This window comes from Gorillibacterium sp. sgz306347 (genome assembly GCF_059735245.1).
Genome location: NZ_JCAPET010000026.1, coordinates 25,954 through 43,622 on the forward strand (window position 1 = coordinate 25,954; position 17,669 = coordinate 43,622).

General features: G+C 61.6%; 14 protein-coding genes and 1 pseudogene. 5 read left to right on the forward strand and 10 right to left on the reverse strand.

Annotated features, from left to right (window positions below; all coding sequences use genetic code 11):
* Nucleotides 1-73: 73 nt before the first annotated feature.
* The 4 genes from AC6I6H_RS14580 to spoIIR all read right to left on the reverse strand — a co-directional run bounded on the left by AC6I6H_RS14580 (nucleotide 74) and on the right by spoIIR (nucleotide 3,644).
* Complete coding sequence (locus tag AC6I6H_RS14580; RefSeq protein WP_497954622.1) at nucleotides 74-652, reverse strand: low molecular weight protein arginine phosphatase; 579 nt, start codon at nucleotides 650-652, stop codon at nucleotides 74-76.
* Nucleotides 653-775: 123 nt separating this feature from the next.
* Nucleotides 776-1,333 (reverse strand): manganese efflux pump MntP, encoded by a 558-nt coding sequence (locus tag AC6I6H_RS14585; RefSeq protein WP_497954623.1) that lies wholly within the window; start codon nucleotides 1,331-1,333, stop codon nucleotides 776-778.
* A gap of 219 nt (nucleotides 1,334-1,552) precedes the next feature.
* Nucleotides 1,553-2,785, reverse strand: a complete 1,233-nt coding sequence (locus AC6I6H_RS14590; RefSeq protein WP_497954624.1) for an L-threonylcarbamoyladenylate synthase — start codon at nucleotides 2,783-2,785, stop codon at nucleotides 1,553-1,555.
* 106 nt (nucleotides 2,786-2,891) lie between these two features.
* Complete coding sequence (gene spoIIR, locus AC6I6H_RS14595; RefSeq protein ID WP_497954625.1) at nucleotides 2,892-3,644, reverse strand: stage II sporulation protein R; 753 nt, start codon at nucleotides 3,642-3,644, stop codon at nucleotides 2,892-2,894.
* Nucleotides 3,645-3,899: 255 nt separating this feature from the next.
* Between spoIIR and AC6I6H_RS14600 the strand changes: the two are divergent.
* Nucleotides 3,900-6,107 (forward strand): annotated as a pseudogene (locus tag AC6I6H_RS14600) (ATP-binding response regulator); the annotation flags it as partial.
* A 163-nt stretch (nucleotides 6,108-6,270) separates the two neighbouring features.
* On the opposite strand, the gene prmC reads toward AC6I6H_RS14600, so the two are convergent.
* From prmC to AC6I6H_RS14620, 4 genes are all read right to left on the reverse strand, one after another.
* Nucleotides 6,271-7,260, reverse strand: coding sequence for a peptide chain release factor N(5)-glutamine methyltransferase (prmC, locus tag AC6I6H_RS14605; RefSeq protein WP_497954626.1), 990 nt, complete (start codon nucleotides 7,258-7,260; stop codon nucleotides 6,271-6,273).
* Between the two features lie 141 nt (nucleotides 7,261-7,401).
* A complete protein-coding gene (gene prfA / locus AC6I6H_RS14610; protein WP_497954627.1) occupies nucleotides 7,402-8,469 on the reverse strand; it encodes a peptide chain release factor 1 in 1,068 nt (355 codons plus the stop codon).
* A gap of 85 nt (nucleotides 8,470-8,554) precedes the next feature.
* On the reverse strand, nucleotides 8,555-9,655 hold the full coding sequence (ychF, locus tag AC6I6H_RS14615; RefSeq protein WP_497954628.1) for a redox-regulated ATPase YchF: 1,101 nt from the start codon (nucleotides 9,653-9,655) through the stop codon (nucleotides 8,555-8,557).
* A 317-nt stretch (nucleotides 9,656-9,972) separates the two neighbouring features.
* On the reverse strand, nucleotides 9,973-10,179 hold the full coding sequence (locus AC6I6H_RS14620) for a hypothetical protein (RefSeq protein WP_497954629.1): 207 nt from the start codon (nucleotides 10,177-10,179) through the stop codon (nucleotides 9,973-9,975).
* 274 nt (nucleotides 10,180-10,453) lie between these two features.
* Here AC6I6H_RS14620 and AC6I6H_RS14625 point away from each other — a divergent pair, with 274 nt between their 5' ends.
* The 4 genes from AC6I6H_RS14625 to AC6I6H_RS14640 all read left to right on the forward strand — a co-directional run bounded on the left by AC6I6H_RS14625 (nucleotide 10,454) and on the right by AC6I6H_RS14640 (nucleotide 15,974).
* A complete protein-coding gene (locus AC6I6H_RS14625) occupies nucleotides 10,454-11,734 on the forward strand; it encodes an ArsB/NhaD family transporter (protein ID WP_497954631.1) in 1,281 nt (426 codons plus the stop codon).
* Nucleotides 11,735-11,896: 162 nt separating this feature from the next.
* A complete protein-coding gene (gene tadA, locus AC6I6H_RS14630; protein ID WP_497954659.1) occupies nucleotides 11,897-12,418 on the forward strand; it encodes a tRNA adenosine(34) deaminase TadA in 522 nt (173 codons plus the stop codon).
* Nucleotides 12,415-13,683: an ArnT family glycosyltransferase gene (locus AC6I6H_RS14635; protein ID WP_497954632.1), complete on the forward strand. Its 1,269-nt coding sequence runs from the start codon at nucleotides 12,415-12,417 to the stop codon at nucleotides 13,681-13,683. The genes tadA and AC6I6H_RS14635 overlap by 4 nt, the downstream gene beginning before the upstream one ends.
* Before the next feature lie 53 nt (nucleotides 13,684-13,736).
* Nucleotides 13,737-15,974, forward strand: a complete 2,238-nt coding sequence (locus AC6I6H_RS14640; protein ID WP_497954660.1) for a putative bifunctional diguanylate cyclase/phosphodiesterase — start codon at nucleotides 13,737-13,739, stop codon at nucleotides 15,972-15,974.
* Nucleotides 15,975-16,090: 116 nt separating this feature from the next.
* On the opposite strand, the gene AC6I6H_RS14645 is transcribed toward AC6I6H_RS14640, so the two are convergent.
* Nucleotides 16,091-16,786 (reverse strand): ABC-2 transporter permease, encoded by a 696-nt coding sequence (locus tag AC6I6H_RS14645; protein WP_497954633.1) that lies wholly within the window; start codon nucleotides 16,784-16,786, stop codon nucleotides 16,091-16,093.
* Nucleotides 16,774-17,667 (reverse strand): ABC transporter ATP-binding protein, encoded by an 894-nt coding sequence (locus AC6I6H_RS14650; protein ID WP_497954634.1) that lies wholly within the window; start codon nucleotides 17,665-17,667, stop codon nucleotides 16,774-16,776. The genes AC6I6H_RS14645 and AC6I6H_RS14650 overlap by 13 nt, the downstream gene beginning before the upstream one ends.
* Nucleotides 17,668-17,669: the final 2 nt, after the last annotated feature.

Here is a 17,669-nt window from a genome sequence, read left to right on the forward strand (position 1 = left end):
CAAAAAAAACGGACTTGAGACAAGTCCGGCGGGTGCGGCGGCGAATGAATCTCCGCCGCCGGCCGGCCGCTTGTCAAGCCCGGTCCTGCTGCAGCTTGCGGATGACTTTCCGCAGCGCATCCTCTATCTCTTCCGCACATACGCGGTAATCTCTAAGCGATCCGCCAAACGGGTCGGAAATGTCGTTGTCCTCGTCCAGCATCTGGAGTATCGCGGCGCGTGACCGCTCCTCCGGGCTGACGCTTCCGTTCAGCGACTGTTTCACCAGAAGCTCGACCACTTCGCGGTCGGCCTGCGTGCGGCCCGCATCCTCGCCGCCTGCAAACTCCTTCAGGGTGTACACCTTGCCGGCAGACGACGGGAAACGCGAAAGCACCTGGCTTTTGTGCCGGGCCGTCATCGTCAGGATGAGGTCGGCTTCCTCCACCAGCGGGGCGCTTACGGCTTTCGAAGCCAGATCGGCCGCCGCTCCCTTGTCCTCCAGAACGCGTTTCGAATGGGCGGAAATGGAGCCTCCTTCCATGGCGGCGACCCCGGCCGATTTGACGGTCAGCTGCAGTCCGGCCTCTTCCGCCATCCGGCGCAAAAGGCTTTCGGCCATCGGGCTGCGGCAGGTGTTGCCCGTGCAGACGAACAATATGGTTTTCCCCATGAAAGATTCTCCTTCCTCTCAGGATCGGTCTGTCGTTCTATTATAACGCAAATGCCGGAAAATATGGAGTCCCCTGCAATCCAGGCTTCGGAGCCGCAAAAAATCCGTGCAAACCCGTCCGGATCAAAACAAAAAACGGAGGCCGAAGGAGAGCAGAATCAGCCCGCCAAACGCCTCTCCATAGGTTCCCGCCCACTGTCCCGCGCGCCGGCCGAGCAGAAGACCGAGCACCGACATGGTCCCGCCGAAAGCACCGAACAGGAGCACCGTGAGGATGACGTCGGAAGCGAACATGCCAAGGGAAACGCCCACGGAAAAAGAATCGATGCTCACGGACAACGCAAACAGCAGCATGCCCCAAAAGGTCCGATGGTCGACCGCCCGCTTTTCCTCTCCGGTCAGGGAGCTGTAGATCATGTGCCCGCCGAGCACAACCAGCAGGCAGCCGCCCGCCGAGGTGGCGATGCCGCCCAGAAGCCCGCTCACGTAATACCCCATGAACATGCCGATGAGCGGCATGAACACATGAAACAAGCCGATAATCAGACTCATTTCCAGCACGTGCAGAAGACGGATGCCCCGCAGCCCGATGCCGATCCCGAGGGAAAACGCGTCCATTCCGAGCGCAAAGGCCATAAACAGCAGGGTAAAAAACTCGCCCCACTCCGCAACCGCCTGCATGTTCCACTCCCCCTTGGAGGGGCTTGCCGGTCCGATTCCGCCGTCCGTAAAAAGCGAACGGCCCGCGCCTTCACCCAGGCCGGCAAGCGCACCTCTTGTCCCTACCCATCCTATGCCGGGCGGCGGGAAAACATGTCCGGTCCGCCGGGGCGGCGGCACGAAGCGGCGGAAGCGAAAACGGCGGACGGAGGGAAGAAGCGGACAGGCCGGAGGCTCGCTTCAGTTCTCCCGGTCGGCGTCGATGACGCGCCCTCCGGCCGCCTTGCGCAGCCGGTTCATGACGGCGGCCCCGATGCCGCTCTCGTCGAACGCTTCGGCGAGAATGAAGGTGGCGCCCGCCTCGTCAAAGCCGCGAAGCGCATCGTACAGCCCGCGCGCCAGGGAGGCGGGCTCCTTCAAGCTGCCGCACACGATCACGGTGTCGGCCACGTACGCGCCCGCGTGCTCGGCGCTCGCCAGCACGCCCGTACGCTCGCCGGCGGCTTTGGCGCGGGCCAGCTCGCGGTTGATGCACGCGGCGGCCCGTGCGGGCGACGCCGCCCGCACGATGGCCATCCGGCCGCGCGGCGCGTAATGCGCGTACTTCATGCCCGGCGACTTCGGCGCCTGCGAAGCATCCGGTGCGGGGGCTCCGGGCGGCGCGGCCCCCAAGCCGGACGCGGCGGGCGCACAGGACGCACCGGTCGCGCTGGCCGGCCCCTCCGCCGCCGGCACGCCCGCGCCCGGCTTCTCCGCGCCGGCCCCATGCTCCCGCGCCGCCTGCTGCGGGTCGGTCCCGGCGGCCGTTTCGGCGGCGGTGCGCACCGGCACGCCCGGCAGAGCCCGCCGCAGCGCCTCCGCGCTCACGCCGCCCGGGCGCAGAATGTGCACCTCGCCGCCGGTCGCCTCGACCACGGTGGACTCGACGCCGACGCCGGTGGGGCCGCCGTCCACGATCCCGGCGATTGCGGCGCCGAGGTCCTCCAGCACATGCGCGGCCCGCGTCGGGCTCGGCCGTCCGGACCGGTTGGCGCTCGGAGCCGCCACCGGGCAGCCCGCTTCGGCGATCAGCGCCAGCGCAACGGGGTCGGCCGGCATGCGCACGGCCACGGTCGGCAGCCCGGCGGTCACCCGGGGAGACACCGCGCCCGGCTTCACGGGAAGCACCAAGGTAAGCGGCCCGGGCCAGAACGCCTCCATCAGCCGCAGGGAAAGCTCGTCCGGCCGAAGCACAAGGCCTTCCAATTGGGCCTTATCCGCGATATGCACAATAAGGGGATTGTCCGAAGGCCGTCCTTTGGCCCGGAAAATCCCCTCCACCGCCGCTTCATTCCCCGCATCCGCCCCGAGGCCGTATACGGTTTCCGTCGGAAAAGCCACCTGCTCTCCCTGCCGAAGCAAAAGGGCCGCCTCCCGGATTGCCGGATGGCCCGCCCCCGCTTCTTCCGCTTTCAGTTCCCACACCCGCGTCATGGCTGTTGTCCCTCTTTCAATTGGCCGTTTCAAAGGCTGTTTCATTGGTGCCCATTATACCGTTTCCGCTTCCCCCTGTCACGGCTTCCGGCCCGGCGGCAAGCCGTCAGCTAAACCAGCTTTTGATTCGGCCGAACAGCCCGCCCAGCTTGTCCCCGAAAAACGAACGCACCTCGGGTTGTTCTTCCGCCGCATCTTGACCGGCATCCGAACGGCTCTCGGACAAGCCGGCCGGCTGCTCCTCCGGCGCCCGGTTCTCCGGGTCCGCCTGGCCGGCTGCTTTACCAGCCGTCTTTTGGACCGAAGCCGCCGCCTCCCGCTTTCCGGCCGGTGCCGGTCCGGAAGCCGTTTCTTTCTTCTCCGTCACCGCGCCGGAAAAGCAAAGCGGCGGGAACAGCACGCACCACCAGTTGTTTCCGCCCCCTTGGCCGAGCGTGATGCGCAGCGCCTCATATTCTCCCGCCGGGTAGAGCGCTGCGCCGTACATTTTTTCCGGAAAACGAAAACGCCCAAGCTCCACGTTCGCCCGGTACGAAAAGCCGCGTTCCTCCAGCAGCTTGTCCGCCAGCGCCTGAATTTCCGGCAAATGCGCCCGGATGCTTCGCCGCGCTTCCTCCAAATCCTTCGGCCCGTCCGCCCAGGCCTGCGTTTCCCGGTACACCCGGTCGCGGATCAGCCGCTTGACCGCCTGGTCCTCCAGCGTGTCGGAGTTCGCCAGAATGCGGATGCGGATCGCTTCCCCCGGTATGGAACCGGCCGCAAGCGCCGCGCCGGCTTTATTCGTTTCCCAACTGACCAGCATAAAAAGCAGACAAAAAAGGACAAGTGCGATCGTTTTCTTATCGGTCCGTCTGACCATGTGCTCCGCCCCCCGGTTTTCCGTTCTCTAGCACCAGTATGACCCGGGAGCGTTTCTCTTAAACCCGGCGCTCTCTTTTTCTTTTGCTAGATGAGAGAATGGCCGGACCCGTTGGCGTGCAGGCGGATTTTTCCTGCAAAAAAGCGGTTTCTTTGTGGTTGGAACCTCTTTTATGGTATGCTCAATGCGGGTTTTCGGTCATGGGCCCGAGCTTGGCGCCGGACCGAAACATTCAAGGCCGGAGGGGTTTGACTCATGCTTTATACGTTTTTAACCAACATTTGCATTCTGCTGGCGCTTACCTATTTGGCCAATTTGCTGAACAAGTATTTATTCAAAACCATGTATGCCTGCAAACGCGACTGGCTGTTCGCTCTGGCCGCCGTCGCCGGAAGCTGGGTGTGCATGGAGTTCGGTCTCCCCCTCTCGGATGGCGTTCTGTTCGATCTTCGCGTTGTGCCTCTGATCATTGCGCCCATGTTTATCAACCGTTCCTACATGCTGTTTATTATCGGGTTCGGCATCGGCCTCGTCCGGCTTTCCTTTGGCGTAACTCCCGCCGCTTGGGCCGGGGTCCTGAACCTGACGCTTCTCGGACTCGTTTGCGCGCTTCTGAACGAATGGCTCAAAACACGCCCCGACTGGTCCTTCCGGAAACGGATGACCTTGTTTGTCGTTTTGATTAACGTGCTCAATGTGGTCAACATCGCCATTTTCGGGGTTATTCCCGCCGACGAATACATGCTGAACATCGCCAGCCGCAGTTTCCCGCTCACGCTTGCGCTGAGCGCCGGGTTTGCCTTGATTCTTCGCGACTTCCAGCTGGAATACCGGCGGCAGGAGCGCCTCCGCGAGGCCAACCGGCGGCTTGCCCTCCAGAACGCCATCGCCGAGGAGAAAACGGCGGAGCTGGAAAAAGCCAAAAACGCGCTCGAGGAGCAAGCCCGTCTTCTGATGCTCAGTTCCAAGTACAAAAGCGAATTCCTGGCCAACATGTCCCACGAATTGAGGACGCCTTTGAACAGCCTTCTGATCCTTTCGCAAATTCTGGCCGAAAACCGGAATGCGAGCCTGACGGCGGAAGAGGTTTCGTACGCGGAAATGATTCATTCCTCCGGCAACGATCTGCTGCATCTGATCAACGACATTCTCGATCTGTCCAAAATCGAGGCCGGCCGCGCCGAAATCGTGCATGACGCCGTGAACATGAGCGAGCTGCCGCAGATCATGGAACGGATTTTCCAGCCGGTGGCCCAGCAAAAAAAGCTCGCCTTCCACATCGCGACCGGACCGGGCCTGCCCGACATTATTTACACCGACGGCCAGCGGCTGCAGCAAATTCTCAAAAACCTGCTGTCCAATGCGTTCAAATTTACCGAAAAGGGCTCCGTCACCTTCGAGGTGCGGCGGGTGCCGGAGGCCGAGCTTCAATCCTTCGGCCCTGCTTACCCGGCCTCCATTCCGGCGGATTCCCAGGCTTCTCATACGGCGGCCCCTGCTAATAAAGTAGAGAGCTCCCCGCAGCAGGCGGCAGGCCAGCGGCAGGCGGCAAGCAGCTGGTGGGGCATTCCGCAGCCGCCGGACCCGGACATGCCGGCCGATTCCGCCGCCCCGGAAGAAACGCCGCCCGGGGCAAGCCGGTGGCTTTCCTTCACGATCCGGGATACCGGCATCGGCATTCCCGAGGACAAGCAGTCCATCGTGTTCGAGGCCTTTCAGCAAGCGGACGGAACGACCAGCCGCAAGTACGGCGGGACCGGACTCGGCCTCTCCATTTCACGGGAGTTCGCCAAGCTGCTGGGCGGGTTCATCGTGCTCCAGAGCGATGTCGGATACGGCAGTACGTTTACGCTTTATTTGCCCTACGGCGGCGGAGCGGAGACGGAGGGGACGGCCGAAGCCGGAAGCTTCGGAGCGGACGGGAGCCCGTCGCAGACCGGAGCGGCGAATTTCTTCCCGTCGGAAAGTATCGCGCCGAACAGGGCTTTGCCGTCTTCACCGGCGGGCTTCCCTTTTTCCTCTCCGGCCCGGACCGCAAAGGATGCCGGTGCCGTGCCGCCGGAGAGCCAGCCCGGTGCCGACGCGCCGGATATTTTCGGCCATATGCCGGTCGGCCAAGCGTTTCCGGGCAAAAAGGTGCTGGTCGCGGACGACGACTCCCGCAACGTGTTTGCTTTGACGGTCGCCCTTCATTCCCAGCTGGTGCAGACCGTTTCTGCGTTCAACGGCCGCGAGGCGGTGGAAGCCCTGCGGGCCAACCCGGACACGGACCTTGTGCTCATGGACGTGATGATGCCCGAAATGAACGGCAACGAGGCCATCCGCATGATCCGTCAAATCCCGCGGTTCGCCAAGCTGCCGATTCTCGCGCTTACCGCCAAGGCGCTGCCCGCCGACCGGCAGCAAAGCCTGGACGCCGGCGCTTCCGGCTATCTCAGCAAGCCGCTGGACCTCCAGCAGCTTCATGAATCGCTGCGCTTTTGGCTGGCCTGAGCGAAATACGGCCGTACGCGGCAGCCCGAATCTCCATGCAGGTCAGCCTTTTCCAGCTTGGACAACCGGCTGCCGGCTGCTAAAAAAGGACTTCCTTCTCCGCTTGGCGCGAGAAAGAAGTCCTTTTCCTGTTCTACCGGAAGGTATACGCGATCACATGCCGGTCGATGCCCGCCAGATCCGGGATGATGTCGATTTGCTCCCACCGGCCGATGCGGCGCAGGAGCCCGGCTACGTCTCCGGCCTGACCGGCGCCGACCTCGAAGCCGACCAGGCGCGGATAAGCGGGCAGCCGCCCCATCTGCCCGGCAATCCGGCGGTAAGGGTCGAGCCCGTCCGGGCCGCCGTCCAGCGCGAGCATCGGTTCGTGCACACGCACCTCCGGCTGCAGCCCGGCAATATCGGCGCTGGGAATATACGGCGGGTTGGAGACGAGGATGTCCGGCGCGAGTCCGGCTTCGGCAAGCGGCTCAAGAAGATCGCCCTGCAGCCAGCTCATTCCGGCCGCCACGCCGTTGCGTTCCGCGTTGCGGCGCGCCGCAGCCAGCGCCGCCGGGGAGAGATCCGTCGCTACGATCCGCCAGGAAGGCTGCAGGTACGCCACCGACACCGCAATCGCTCCGCTTCCCGTGCCGATGTCGGCAAAGAGCGGCCCCCGGGCGGCCAACGGGACACCTTCACGGCCGGTTCCGCAGGCTTCGCGTCCTGGGTCTTCCGCCGTTTCCTCCTCCGGCCACAGCAGCTCGCCCCGGCGGACGATGGCGTCCACCAGCAGCTCGGTTTCCGGCCGCGGAATAAGCACCGCCGGGCTTACTTCAAACGGAAGCCCGAAAAATTCCTGCTCGCCGGTAATGTACTGAAGCGGTTCCCCCTCCGCTTTCCGGTTGACCGCTCCGGTCCAGGCCGCGAAAAACTCTTCCGGAAACGGTTCTCCAAAACGGAGAAACAGCCCGGTCCGGTCCAGCCCGAGCACATGGCCGAGCAGCAAAGCGGCATTGCTCTCAGGCTCCGAAACGCCGCGCGTTCGTAAAAAAGAAGAAGCCTCTGCATAGGCTTCCCGGATGCTTGTGTCCCTTGCCGGAACGAACGCGTGTCCTTCCGGCTGGTTGCGGCCGTCCGTCATTGGCAGCCTCCTTTGTCTTTTGTCCCTCATCGGGATGTTGCGGCCGATCCCCGTTCCGTTCCGGCCGCCTGCGGCAGGCGGCCCGGCAGGCAGATTCCTCCTGCTGCCGGACCCGCAGTCTGCCGCTGGTTTCCCAAGCGGTTACTGCGCTTTTTCCAGAAGCTCCGCTTGCGAGGCAACGGTCAGGGAAGAAATAATCTCGTCCAGGTCGCCGTTCAGCACCGAGTCGAGCCGGTGCAGCGTCAGACCGATCCGGTGATCGGTCACACGGCTTTGCGGGAAGTTGTACGTGCGGATCCGCTCGCTGCGGTCGCCCGTGCCCACCTTGGATTTGCGCTCGTCGGCGTATTTGGCCTGCTCTTCCTGCAGGAACTTGTCGTAAATCCGCGCGCGCAGCACCTGAAGCGCCTTTTCCTTGTTGGAGTTCTGCGATTTGCCGTCCTGGCAGGTGGCGACGATGCCCGTCGGGATGTGCGTTACCCGCACGGCCGATTTCGTCGTGTTGACGGACTGTCCGCCCGCTCCGCTGGAGCAGAAGGTATCGACCCGGATGTCGCTTTCGCGGATGTCGATTTCCACTTCCTCCGCTTCCGGGATGACCGCGACCGTCGAGGTGGAGGTATGAATGCGCCCGCCGGACTCCGTGACGGGAATTCGCTGGACGCGGTGCGCTCCGCTTTCGTACTTCAGCTTGCTGTAAGCCCCTTTGCCGGAAATCATGAAGACGACTTCCTTGAATCCGCCCAGGTCGTTCAGGCTGGAATCCAGCACTTCCACTTTCCAGCCCTGCGTATCGGCGTACCGCGTGTACATACGGTACAGATCTCCCGCAAACAGGGCGGCTTCGTCGCCGCCCGCCGCGCCGCGGATTTCCACGATGACGTTCTTGTCGTCGTTCGGGTCCTTCGGCAGCATGAGAACGGTCAGCCGCTCCTCAAGCTCTTCCGACCGCCGGGACAACTCGTCGATTTCCTGTTTGACCATCTCGCGCATCTCGTCGTCGAGCTTTTCGTTCTGCATCGCCTTGGCCGCTTCCAGCTCTTCGGTCACGGTCTGGTATTCCTTGTAGGCGTCGTAAGCCTCCTGCAGATCAGACTGCTCCTTGGAATACTCGCGGAGCTTGCCTGCATCGTTCGCCACATCCGGATCGCACAACAGCTCGCTCAATTTCTCATATCGGTCCGCCAGCGCTTGCAGCCGGTCCAGCATGGTTGTTTTCCCTTCCTTTCTGTTCGAAACCCTCCGACCCGAATCCGGTTCTGGGCGTTTGCCCGAACCGCCAGATGCATGGCGGCTAAACGTTAAACCGGAAGTGCATGACGTCCCCATCGGCAACCGTGTAATCTTTGCCTTCCAGCCGCAGCTGGCCTTTCTCGCGCGCCGCGTTCATGGAACCGGCCGCGATCAGGTCGTCGTAGGACACAACCTCGGCGCGGATGAATCCCCGCTCGAAGTCGGTGTGAATAACGCCCGCCGCCTGGGGCGCTTTCGTCCCCTTGCGGATGGTCCAGGCCCGCACTTCCTGCACGCCTGCCGTAAAATACGTATAGAGCCCCAGCAGCTTGTAAGCCGCCCGAATCAGCCGGTTCAGGCCCGACTCGGCAAGCCCCAGCTCCTGCAGGAACATTTCCTTGTCTTCGCCTTCCAGCTCGGCGATTTCCGATTCCACTTTGGCGCTGATCGGCACCACCTCGGCGCCTTCCGCAGCCGCAAAGTCCTGAACCAGCTTTACATACGGATTTTCATCCGCATTGCCCGCCTCCGACTCGCTTACATTGGCGGCGTAAACGATCTGCTTCATGGTGAGGAGCGGCATCTCGCGGATCAGCAGCTTTTCTTCGTCGGACATTTCCACGCTGCGCGCGGGCTGATCGTTGTAGAGGGCTTCCTTCAGCCGTTCCAGCAGCTCGGCTTCCGCGGCGTACTTCTTGTCGCCGCCCTTCATGTTCTTGCGCGTCCGATCCAGCCGTTTCTCGACGGACTCCAGGTCGGCCAGAATCAGCTCCAGGTTGATCGTCTGGATATCGCCGATGGGGTCGACCTTGCCCGACACGTGCGTAATGTTCTCGTCCTCGAAGCAGCGCACGACGTGAACGATCGCATCCACCTCGCGGATATGGGCGAGGAACTTGTTGCCGAGCCCTTCGCCTTTGCTTGCGCCCTTTACGAGACCGGCGATGTCGACGAACTCAAACGCGGTCGGCACGATCCGGTTCGGGTTGACAATCTCGGCCAGCTTCTGCAGCCGCTCGTCCGGCACTTCCACCACGCCCACGTTCGGATCGATCGTGCAAAACGGATAGTTCGCCGATTCCGCTCCCGCCTGCGTGATCGCATTAAACAGCGTCGATTTGCCCACGTTGGGCAGACCGACGATTCCGGCTTTTAACGCCATCTATAACACAACTCCTTATCTTCGCTGGCATATCCTTTTTATTATACAGAAAAAAGCCGGAAATGCCTACAGGCGCATTTCCAGGCTTCCCTTGGCCCTGGTGTTCCGGCATGGACCCTGTTTGCGGTCCATCCAATAATTTCATATAATGGAACCCAATCCATAAAAACAGGGAGGGTTCCTCTATGTATTCGAAATGGAAGCGGTCCGGTTCTGCGATGTGGGCCATCATCGGCGGGATTATCCTCTCCCTGTTCGGCTTCTTCCTGCTGCTCTCCGTGCTTCGTTCTCTTCTGACGGGCTGACTGAACTGCCGGTCAAACCGCGCGGTGGGCGACAGGCATGACGGCCAGCACGTTCTCCGTGCGGAACAATCGCGGCGCCTTGCGCGTGAAGCAGTATGCGGTCATGCCTTCGCGGTCCGCGGCCAAGACCCGTATCCTGCGCTGCGTCAGCCGGTTGCGCCGATCCAGATAGATAATGTCCACGGTCTCTCCGACATAGCGTTCAAATATCCTTCTCACCTGCGCATCCCTCCATAGCGAACGTTTGTTCTTCTATTATATACCCGTTGCGGCTAATTTGCAAACATGTGTTCGCCTTTTTTTATTCCTCTTAAAGTCTTATTTTCTCCGTCCGCCTTCTTGCTTTTCCCGACCGAACAAGGGGATTCTTTACTGCGGTCTGCGGCGTTGCTATAATATAACAATCGAATCCGCCTTTATCGGAAGACCCTTCATCGAGGGCTTTTTTTCGTTATCCGCTTCCTATTTTTCTCTCATCGAAGGAGGTCCTTTTATGGACCGGCAGGCGCTCATCGCCATCGGCATTTTTGTTCTTACTTACGGTCTGATTATCTCGGAAAAGGTGCACCGCACCATCATCGGCATGGTCGGGGGCATCGCGCTTGTCGCGGCGGGCGTCGTAACGCAGCACGAAGCGCTGGAACACATCGACTTCAACACCCTGGGGCTTCTCGTCGGCATGATGATTATTGTTTCGGTCACGGCCGAAACGGGGCTGTTCCGTTTCCTCGCCGTCTGGTCCGCCAAAAAAGCCGGCGGCTCGCCCGTCAAAATTTTGGCGGCGCTGTTCGTCATCACGGCGGTTTGCTCGGCCTTTCTGGACAACGTGACTACCGTCCTGCTGATCGTGCCCGTCACCTTCAGCATCACCAAGCGGCTGGACGTCAGTCCGTTTCCGTTCTTGTTCAGCCAGGTGCTCGCCTCCAACATCGGAGGCACGGCCACGATGATCGGCGACCCGCCGAACATCATGATCGGCAGCGCCGTCCCGGAGCTGTCCTTTCTGGACTTTATCACCAATCTGGCTCCTATCGTCATCGTGCTGATTATCCTTGGCGCGCTGTTTTTCGTCCGGTTCTACCGCAAGTCCCTCACAGCGGCGGAAGAACGCAAGAGAGAAATCCTTGCCCTTGACGCGAAAAAGGAAATTCTGGACGTCCGGCTGCTGGTCAAATCGCTTGCCGTGCTCGGCCTTACCATCGCCGGTTTTTTCGCCCATCAGGCGCTCGGCCTTGAATCGGCCACGGTCGCCTTGGCCGGGGCATTCCTCCTCCTATTGCTCACCGGGGAAAAGCATCTGGAGCAGTCGCTGACCCGGGTGGAGTGGACGACCATCTTTTTCTTCATCGGGCTGTTCGTGCTTGTCTCCGGCCTGGTGAAAACCGGTGTCATCGCCGATCTGGCCGCCGGCGCTGTGGAGCTGACCGGGGGAAACGTCACCGCCTCATCCTTCCTGATTTTGTGGCTGAGCGCGATTGCTTCGGCTTTTGTGGATAACATTCCGTTTGTCGCGACCATGATTCCGCTTATTCAGGAGATGGGCCAGCAGGGGGTATCGAATCTCGAGCCGCTGTGGTGGAGCCTTTCGCTCGGCGCCTGTCTGGGCGGGAACGGCACGCTGGTCGGGGCAAGCGCAAACCTTGTGGTGGCGGGGCTTTCGGCCAAGGAAGGGCATCCGATTACGTTCGGCCGGTTCTTCAAGCTGGCCTTTCCGCTGATGCTCGCCAGCATCGCTATCAGTTCGGTGTATCTTTATCTGCGCTACTTGATTTAACCCCAAAGGACAAGCTGCGGCGTGGATAACCGCTCAAGTTATCCACAATTTTATCCACAACATGTTAACAACGAATGGATGTTCGTTTTTTTGCTTTTTCCACAGGCGGCGCTTGTGCCGGAAAGGAGGATGGCCTCGGTGAAGGAACAACAGGAACCCGGTATGAACCGGGAAGAAGAAGACCGGCGCTGGATGCGCGAAGCGATGGCCGAGGCCGAGAAGGCCCGGAGGCTTGGCGAGGTGCCGATCGGAGCGGTCGTGGTGCGGGACGGGGAAGTGCTGGGCCGGGGCCACAACCTGCGGGAAACAGCCGGCGATCCGACCGCTCATGCGGAGATGATCGCCATCCGCGAAGCGAGCGAGGCGCTTGGCGCCTGGCGTCTTCTCGGCTGCACGCTCTACATCACGCTGGAGCCGTGCCCGATGTGCGCGGGCGCCATTGTGCAGGCCCGGGTGCCGCGCGTGGTATACGCCGCCCCGGACCCGAAGGCGGGCTGTGCGGGCACGCTGATGAATCTGGTGCAGGAGCCGCGCTTTAATCACCGCGTCGAGCTGGAATCCGGCGTGCTGCGTGAGGAATGCGCCGAGCTGTTGAGCGGCTTTTTCCGCGAGCTTCGCCGCAAGGGGAAAGCGGGCGGTTCCGCTCCGGCCCCGGTCCCGTCGCCGGAAGGGGAGGCGCCATGATGCGCTCCGCACCGGCTTCCGGCGGCGGAGACCTGCGGTTCGGCGGGCGGTCCGTTTCCCCCCGCCGGCTGTGCCTCCTGCTGCTGGCCGCCGTCCTGCTGCTCAAAGTGCTCTTTGTGTTTGCTTACGGCCCCCGGTACGACTACCAGTCGGACGACCGGGAGTATTTGCGTTCCGCCGCGATTTTGCTGGCCGAGGGCACCCTCACGTACAACGACCCGACCCGGCCCACGGCGTTCATCACCCCCGCCTATCCGGGTTTTCTCGCCGCGCTGCTGTGGCTGTTCGGCCCGGACGCCGCTCCGCAGGCCGCCCGCATCCTTCAGGCCGTTGCCGTCACGGCCGCCCTTTGGCTGCTGTTCCGCATCGGCTCCCGGCTGTTCGGCGAACGGACGGCCCTCGCCGCCGTCGCCCTCGGGTGCCTGTATCCGCCGCTTTGGCTCATCTCCAACTTTTTGTTCACGGAGTCGCTGTTTCTCCTGTCTCTCCTTCTCTTGACCGGCTTGGCGCTGCGGACGGAGCGCCGTCCCACGCTCGGGACGGCCGTCCTCTTTGGCCTGGTTTGGGCCGCCGCCGTCTACATCCGGCCAACCATCGCGCTGTGGCCGGGGCTTGTGCTGCTGCTGCTCGCCTTCCGCAAGCGGGTGCCGTTCCGCCGCCTGCTCCGCTGCGGGCTGGCCGCGGCGCTCGTATTCACGCTCTGCCTTGCGCCCTGGTGGGTGCGGAATTATCAGATGTCGGACGGAGAATTCATCCCGCTTACGCGATCCTCCGGCAATCCGCTGCTGCTCGGCACCTATCCCTGGACCGTGCCCGCGCTGTTTCTTGACGAGCAGCGGACCTGGCACCAGACGGACAACCTGTGGGTCAACGATGAAGAAGACCGGGTGCGGGCCGCGGAACGCCTCAAGGAAGGCTTCCGCAATTCCTTCTGGGTATACGCCAGTTGGTACACTGTCGGCAAGCTCCTGCTGTTCTGGGGGGATGTCTTCTATTGGCTGCCGCTTCCCGGCGTTCCGCTCGCTGCGGCCGTACTGATTCATTACGTTTTGCTCATCCCCGGCTTTATCGGCCTGTGGCGTAACCGAAAGCGAGAGGGAGTGCCCCTTCTCCTTACGCTCTTGGGGTACATGACGGCGCTTCATATGATCTACCTGCCGCACTCCCGCTACGCGCTGCCTTTAATGCCGCTTCTGCTTCTGTTTTCCGCCGACGTCCTCCTTCGTTTCCGCAGAAAAAGGAAAACGGCGACGATTGTCGAATAAAAGGTTCAGAAAAAATCGGTGCCGGAAACGAGGGTGTAAGGGTGTCTCCATTGATGCAACAACTGGCGATCAACGGTTCGCTTCTGCTTTCCTTACTATTTTTGTTAAACCGGCTGATTGTCCGGCTCGATCCGATTCGAGCCCCCCGGCTTCCCAAAACGCTGATCGGCGGACTCGGCTACGGGCTGATCGGCAGCGTCCTTATGCTGTTTTCCATTCCAGTCGGCAGCGGCATCTACCTGGATTTGCGGCTGATCGCCGTCCTGCTTGCCGCCATGGAGGGCGCGGTTCCGGGCGCTTTTCTGGCGGCCGGCGTTATCGCGCTGGTCCGGCTGGCGCTGTTTGGCCCGACGTTCTCTTCCGGTCTCGCCGCCATCGTGCTGCTCGGCGCCGCCCTGATCGCGGGCCTCGTGCACACCCGTACGCGGCTTTCCGGCCGCGCGCAGTGGTGGCTGGCCCAGCTCCTCCTGTTCCCCCTGGCCAGCGGCTTGCTCTACCTGGGGCTGTCCGACCGCCAGCTGTTTTGGGGAACCGTAGCGGCCTACTGGCTCTGCTTTATTCCCGCCGGCGCCGTTTGCCGGTATTTTGTACTTTACCTGCACCGCTCGGCAGCCAACTCCAGAGAAGTGGTGCGCCAACGGGAAGAGCTGGAGCATATTCTCGAGAACGTCGACGCGGCGGTCTGGTCGTGGGACGCACGCACCCGCGAGGTGTCCGTTTCCCGCGCAATCGAGCCGATCTGCGGCTATTCCCGCGACCGGCTCCTCCGCCAGCCGGATCTGTGGGAACGGCTTCACCGGCCGGACGACGGAAGCTGGCGGCAGGCCGTGCTGGAGTCGGTCCAAAGCCGGACCAAGCGGGCGGCCGAGCTGCGCATCGCGCACGCCGACGGAAAAACCGTCTGGACCAAGGAGTCTTTTCAGCCCCTCTTTGACGAGGCGGGCCGGCTGGAGAAGCTGGTCGGCTCCATCCTGGACATCACCCAATTGAAAGAAAAAGAAGAGAAAATTCACCACTTCGCCTTCCACGATTCGCTGACCGGTCTGCCCAACCGCCGGTATTTCCGCGAACGGCTGGCTCTGGAGATGGAGCGCTGCCGCGCCGCCGGCGACACGCTGGCCGTCATGTTCCTCGACCTGGACCATTTCAAAACGATCAACGATTCCCTTGGCCACGAGACCGGCGATCTTCTGCTGATCGAAGCGGCGAAGCGCCTGAAGACCGGCATGCGGCGGCAGGATGTCGTTTCCCGGCTCGGCGGGGACGAATTTACGCTGTTCCTGAGCGGCGTCTCGATGAAAAAAGCCGGTGAATGCGCCCGCTACATCAGCTTCTTGCTGAGTCAAAAATACGCGCTGGGCACCCACGAATGCTTCAGCAGCCCCAGCATCGGCATCAGCATGTTCCCCGAAGACGGAACGGACGTGGACACGCTGATCAAAAACGCCGACACCGCCATGTACAACGTCAAGCTGAACGGGAAAGGCCATTTCCGCTTTTTTGCCGCCGACATGAAGCAGAAGGTGCAGCGCCGCGTGGAAGTCGAGAAAGGCCTGCGCCAGGCGCTTGAGCAAAACGGCCTGCGGCTGGAATACCAGCCCAAAATCGACCTGCTGACCGGAAAGCTGACCGGCCTGGAGGCGCTCCTGCGCTACAGCCATCCGGAATGGGGGCCGGTCTCCCCGGACGAGTTCATTCCGGTCGCCGAGGACACCGGCCTGATTGTGCCGCTCGGCGAATGGGTGCTGCGTACCGCGTGCCGGCAGTTCCGCGGCTGGCTGGAGGAGGGCGTCGTGGACGGCCGCATCGCGGTCAACCTGTCGATGAAGCAGCTTCAGGAGCCCAGCCTGCCCGGCGTCATCGAGCGCATCCTGCTGGAAGAGCAGCTCGACGCCGTGCGGCTGGAGCTGGAAATCACGGAGACGATCATGAATCAGGGCGACCATACCATTGCCATTCTTCACCGGTTGAAGGAAATGGGCGTCTACATCTCGATCGACGACTTCGGCACCGGTTATTCCTCGCTCAGCTACCTGAACCGGCTGCCTATTGACGCGCTCAAGATCGACAAGTCGTTCATTCGCGGCATCTTTACGGATCACACCGACGCCGAGATCGTCACGGCGATCATCTCGCTGGCCAAAAGCCTGAACCTGAAGGTTATTGCGGAGGGCGTCGAAACCACGGAGCAATTGGATTTTCTCAAATCCAACCAATGCCACGAGGGACAGGGCTATCTGATCGGACGGCCTTCCATGCCGGAGAAGATTCGGGAAACGTTCCTCGCCTAACTATAAAAAGCCGCTTCCGCCGGGACAGCTCCCGTGCGCGAAGCGGCTTTTCTGTGGAAAATGGTTTGTGCGTGGCGGAAGCTTCTCAGCCGAAAGCCTCCCCCCCGATGCCTCCGCTAATTGACCTGCCGGTTGTTAAAAAAACGGATGGACAACAGCATGGAGCCCAGGAAAATCAGCACAGCCAAGACGATAAGGAGCCCGAACAGAAGCGACGGGCCGATTCCCTCCATAACCTCCATCATCCGTTCCACCCAGGGCGGCGGCCCGTCGCCCTGTCCTCCCCGATTGGCTGCCACGGCAGCCAGAGCGGCGCCGGCGCCGAATACGGCGAAGATCAGAAACCGGTTGATCATCTGGGCCTTTACCACGCCAAGCTTGTATACAATCGGCAAGTAGATCGACAGGATCAGGCTGAGGATGCACAGGTGCAGTCCCATCACAAGCAGCGTCAGTATTCTCCCCGACGCTTCCCCGTCACCCCCCAGGCCGAGCCCCAGGGAAACGCCGAGGGCGCCAAAGAAGAAAAACAGCGGCACCGTTACCAGCGCCACGCTGGCGTATTTGGAGATCACCAGCTTTCGCCGTTCAATCGGCAGCGCAACCAAAAGCCGCAGCGTGTTGTTGCGCTCATCCTCGTAAAGCGAACGGTTCAGGAAGCTGTAGCCGATGATGTAAACGGGCATCAGCATCGTCGACAGCGTCATGTCCCCCATCGTTTGAAAGAACAGGAAGAAGATTGCGGCCAGCGAAAGATAAACCGGAAACGCCCGTTTCTGCACCGCGAAATCCTTCAGAATCAGTTGGCCCATGCCGCATCCTCCTCTTTTACAATCCGCAGCAGCAGCTCATCCAGGGTGACCTTTTCCGTCCGGCATTCCGCTCCCGGGAACAGCTCCAGCCATCTTCTTCGGAACTCCGGCAAGTTTTTGGTTACGCCGCTGTAGCCGAATTCGCCCGCCTTGATGCCCAGCAGCATGGCATCCGTCTGCGGATGGCGAAAGCGCGCATCCGCTTTGACAATCGTCCATTCGTCAAGCAGCTTGTGCTTCTCGGCGCTGACGACGACTTTGCCGTCGTTAATGATGGTAACGTAATCCGCGATCTTTTCGATGTCCGACGAGATATGGGACGAGAAGAAAATCGAACAGCGTTCGTCCTGAATCACCTCGCGCAGCACATCCAGCAGCTCGCTGCGGATTACAGGGTCGAGCCCGGAGGTCGGTTCGTCCAGAATCAAAAGCTCCGGCCGGTGCGCGAGCGCAAGCGCCATGGACAGCTTCACCTTCATGCCCCGCGACAGTTCTTTCACCTTCTTGGAGGGTTCCACGTGAAACCTTTCGAGCAAAGAGCGGAACAGCTTCTCGTCGTGATGCTTGTAAAAGCCGCCCACAAATCGCCCCGTCCAGGCCACGCTCATCTCTTCATAAAAATACGACTCCTCGCTAACGTAGCCGATCCGGTTGCGGACCTCTTCCTTGTTCCCGCGGTTATCCTCGCCGAACAGCCGGATTTCGCCCCCGTCGCGGTCGACCAAGTCCATGATGCACTTGATCGTGGTCGTTTTCCCGGCTCCGTTCTGGCCGACAAAGCCCATGATGTAGCCGCGCGGGATGGAAAACGTCACGTCCTCCAGCCGAAAGCGGTCGAACTGCTTGTGGAGCCCCTTTACTTCCAGTATCCACTCCGACATGC

What these genes read in the sequence shown, in the direction of transcription:
- AC6I6H_RS14635 (WP_497954632.1), top strand. Translation starts at nt 12,415, where the DNA reads ATGATGCGCTCCGCACCGGCTTCCGGCGGCGGAGACCTGCGGTTCGGC.
- AC6I6H_RS14585 (WP_497954623.1), bottom strand. Translation starts at nt 1,333, where the DNA reads ATGCAGGCGGTTGCGGAGTGGGGCGAGTTTTTTACCCTGCTGTTTATG.
- ychF (WP_497954628.1), bottom strand. Translation starts at nt 9,655, where the DNA reads ATGGCGTTAAAAGCCGGAATCGTCGGTCTGCCCAACGTGGGCAAATCG.
- AC6I6H_RS14645 (WP_497954633.1), bottom strand. Translation starts at nt 16,786, where the DNA reads ATGGGCCAACTGATTCTGAAGGATTTCGCGGTGCAGAAACGGGCGTTT.
- tadA (WP_497954659.1), top strand. Translation starts at nt 11,897, where the DNA reads ATGAACCGGGAAGAAGAAGACCGGCGCTGGATGCGCGAAGCGATGGCC.
- prfA (WP_497954627.1), bottom strand. Translation starts at nt 8,469, where the DNA reads ATGCTGGACCGGCTGCAAGCGCTGGCGGACCGATATGAGAAATTGAGC.
- AC6I6H_RS14580 (WP_497954622.1), bottom strand. Translation starts at nt 652, where the DNA reads ATGGGGAAAACCATATTGTTCGTCTGCACGGGCAACACCTGCCGCAGC.
- AC6I6H_RS14625 (WP_497954631.1), top strand. Translation starts at nt 10,454, where the DNA reads ATGGACCGGCAGGCGCTCATCGCCATCGGCATTTTTGTTCTTACTTAC.
- prmC (WP_497954626.1), bottom strand. Translation starts at nt 7,260, where the DNA reads ATGACGGACGGCCGCAACCAGCCGGAAGGACACGCGTTCGTTCCGGCA.
- AC6I6H_RS14640 (WP_497954660.1), top strand. Translation starts at nt 13,737, where the DNA reads ATGCAACAACTGGCGATCAACGGTTCGCTTCTGCTTTCCTTACTATTT.
- AC6I6H_RS14650 (WP_497954634.1), bottom strand. Translation starts at nt 17,667, where the DNA reads ATGTCGGAGTGGATACTGGAAGTAAAGGGGCTCCACAAGCAGTTCGAC.
- spoIIR (WP_497954625.1), bottom strand. Translation starts at nt 3,644, where the DNA reads ATGGTCAGACGGACCGATAAGAAAACGATCGCACTTGTCCTTTTTTGT.
- AC6I6H_RS14590 (WP_497954624.1), bottom strand. Translation starts at nt 2,785, where the DNA reads ATGACGCGGGTGTGGGAACTGAAAGCGGAAGAAGCGGGGGCGGGCCAT.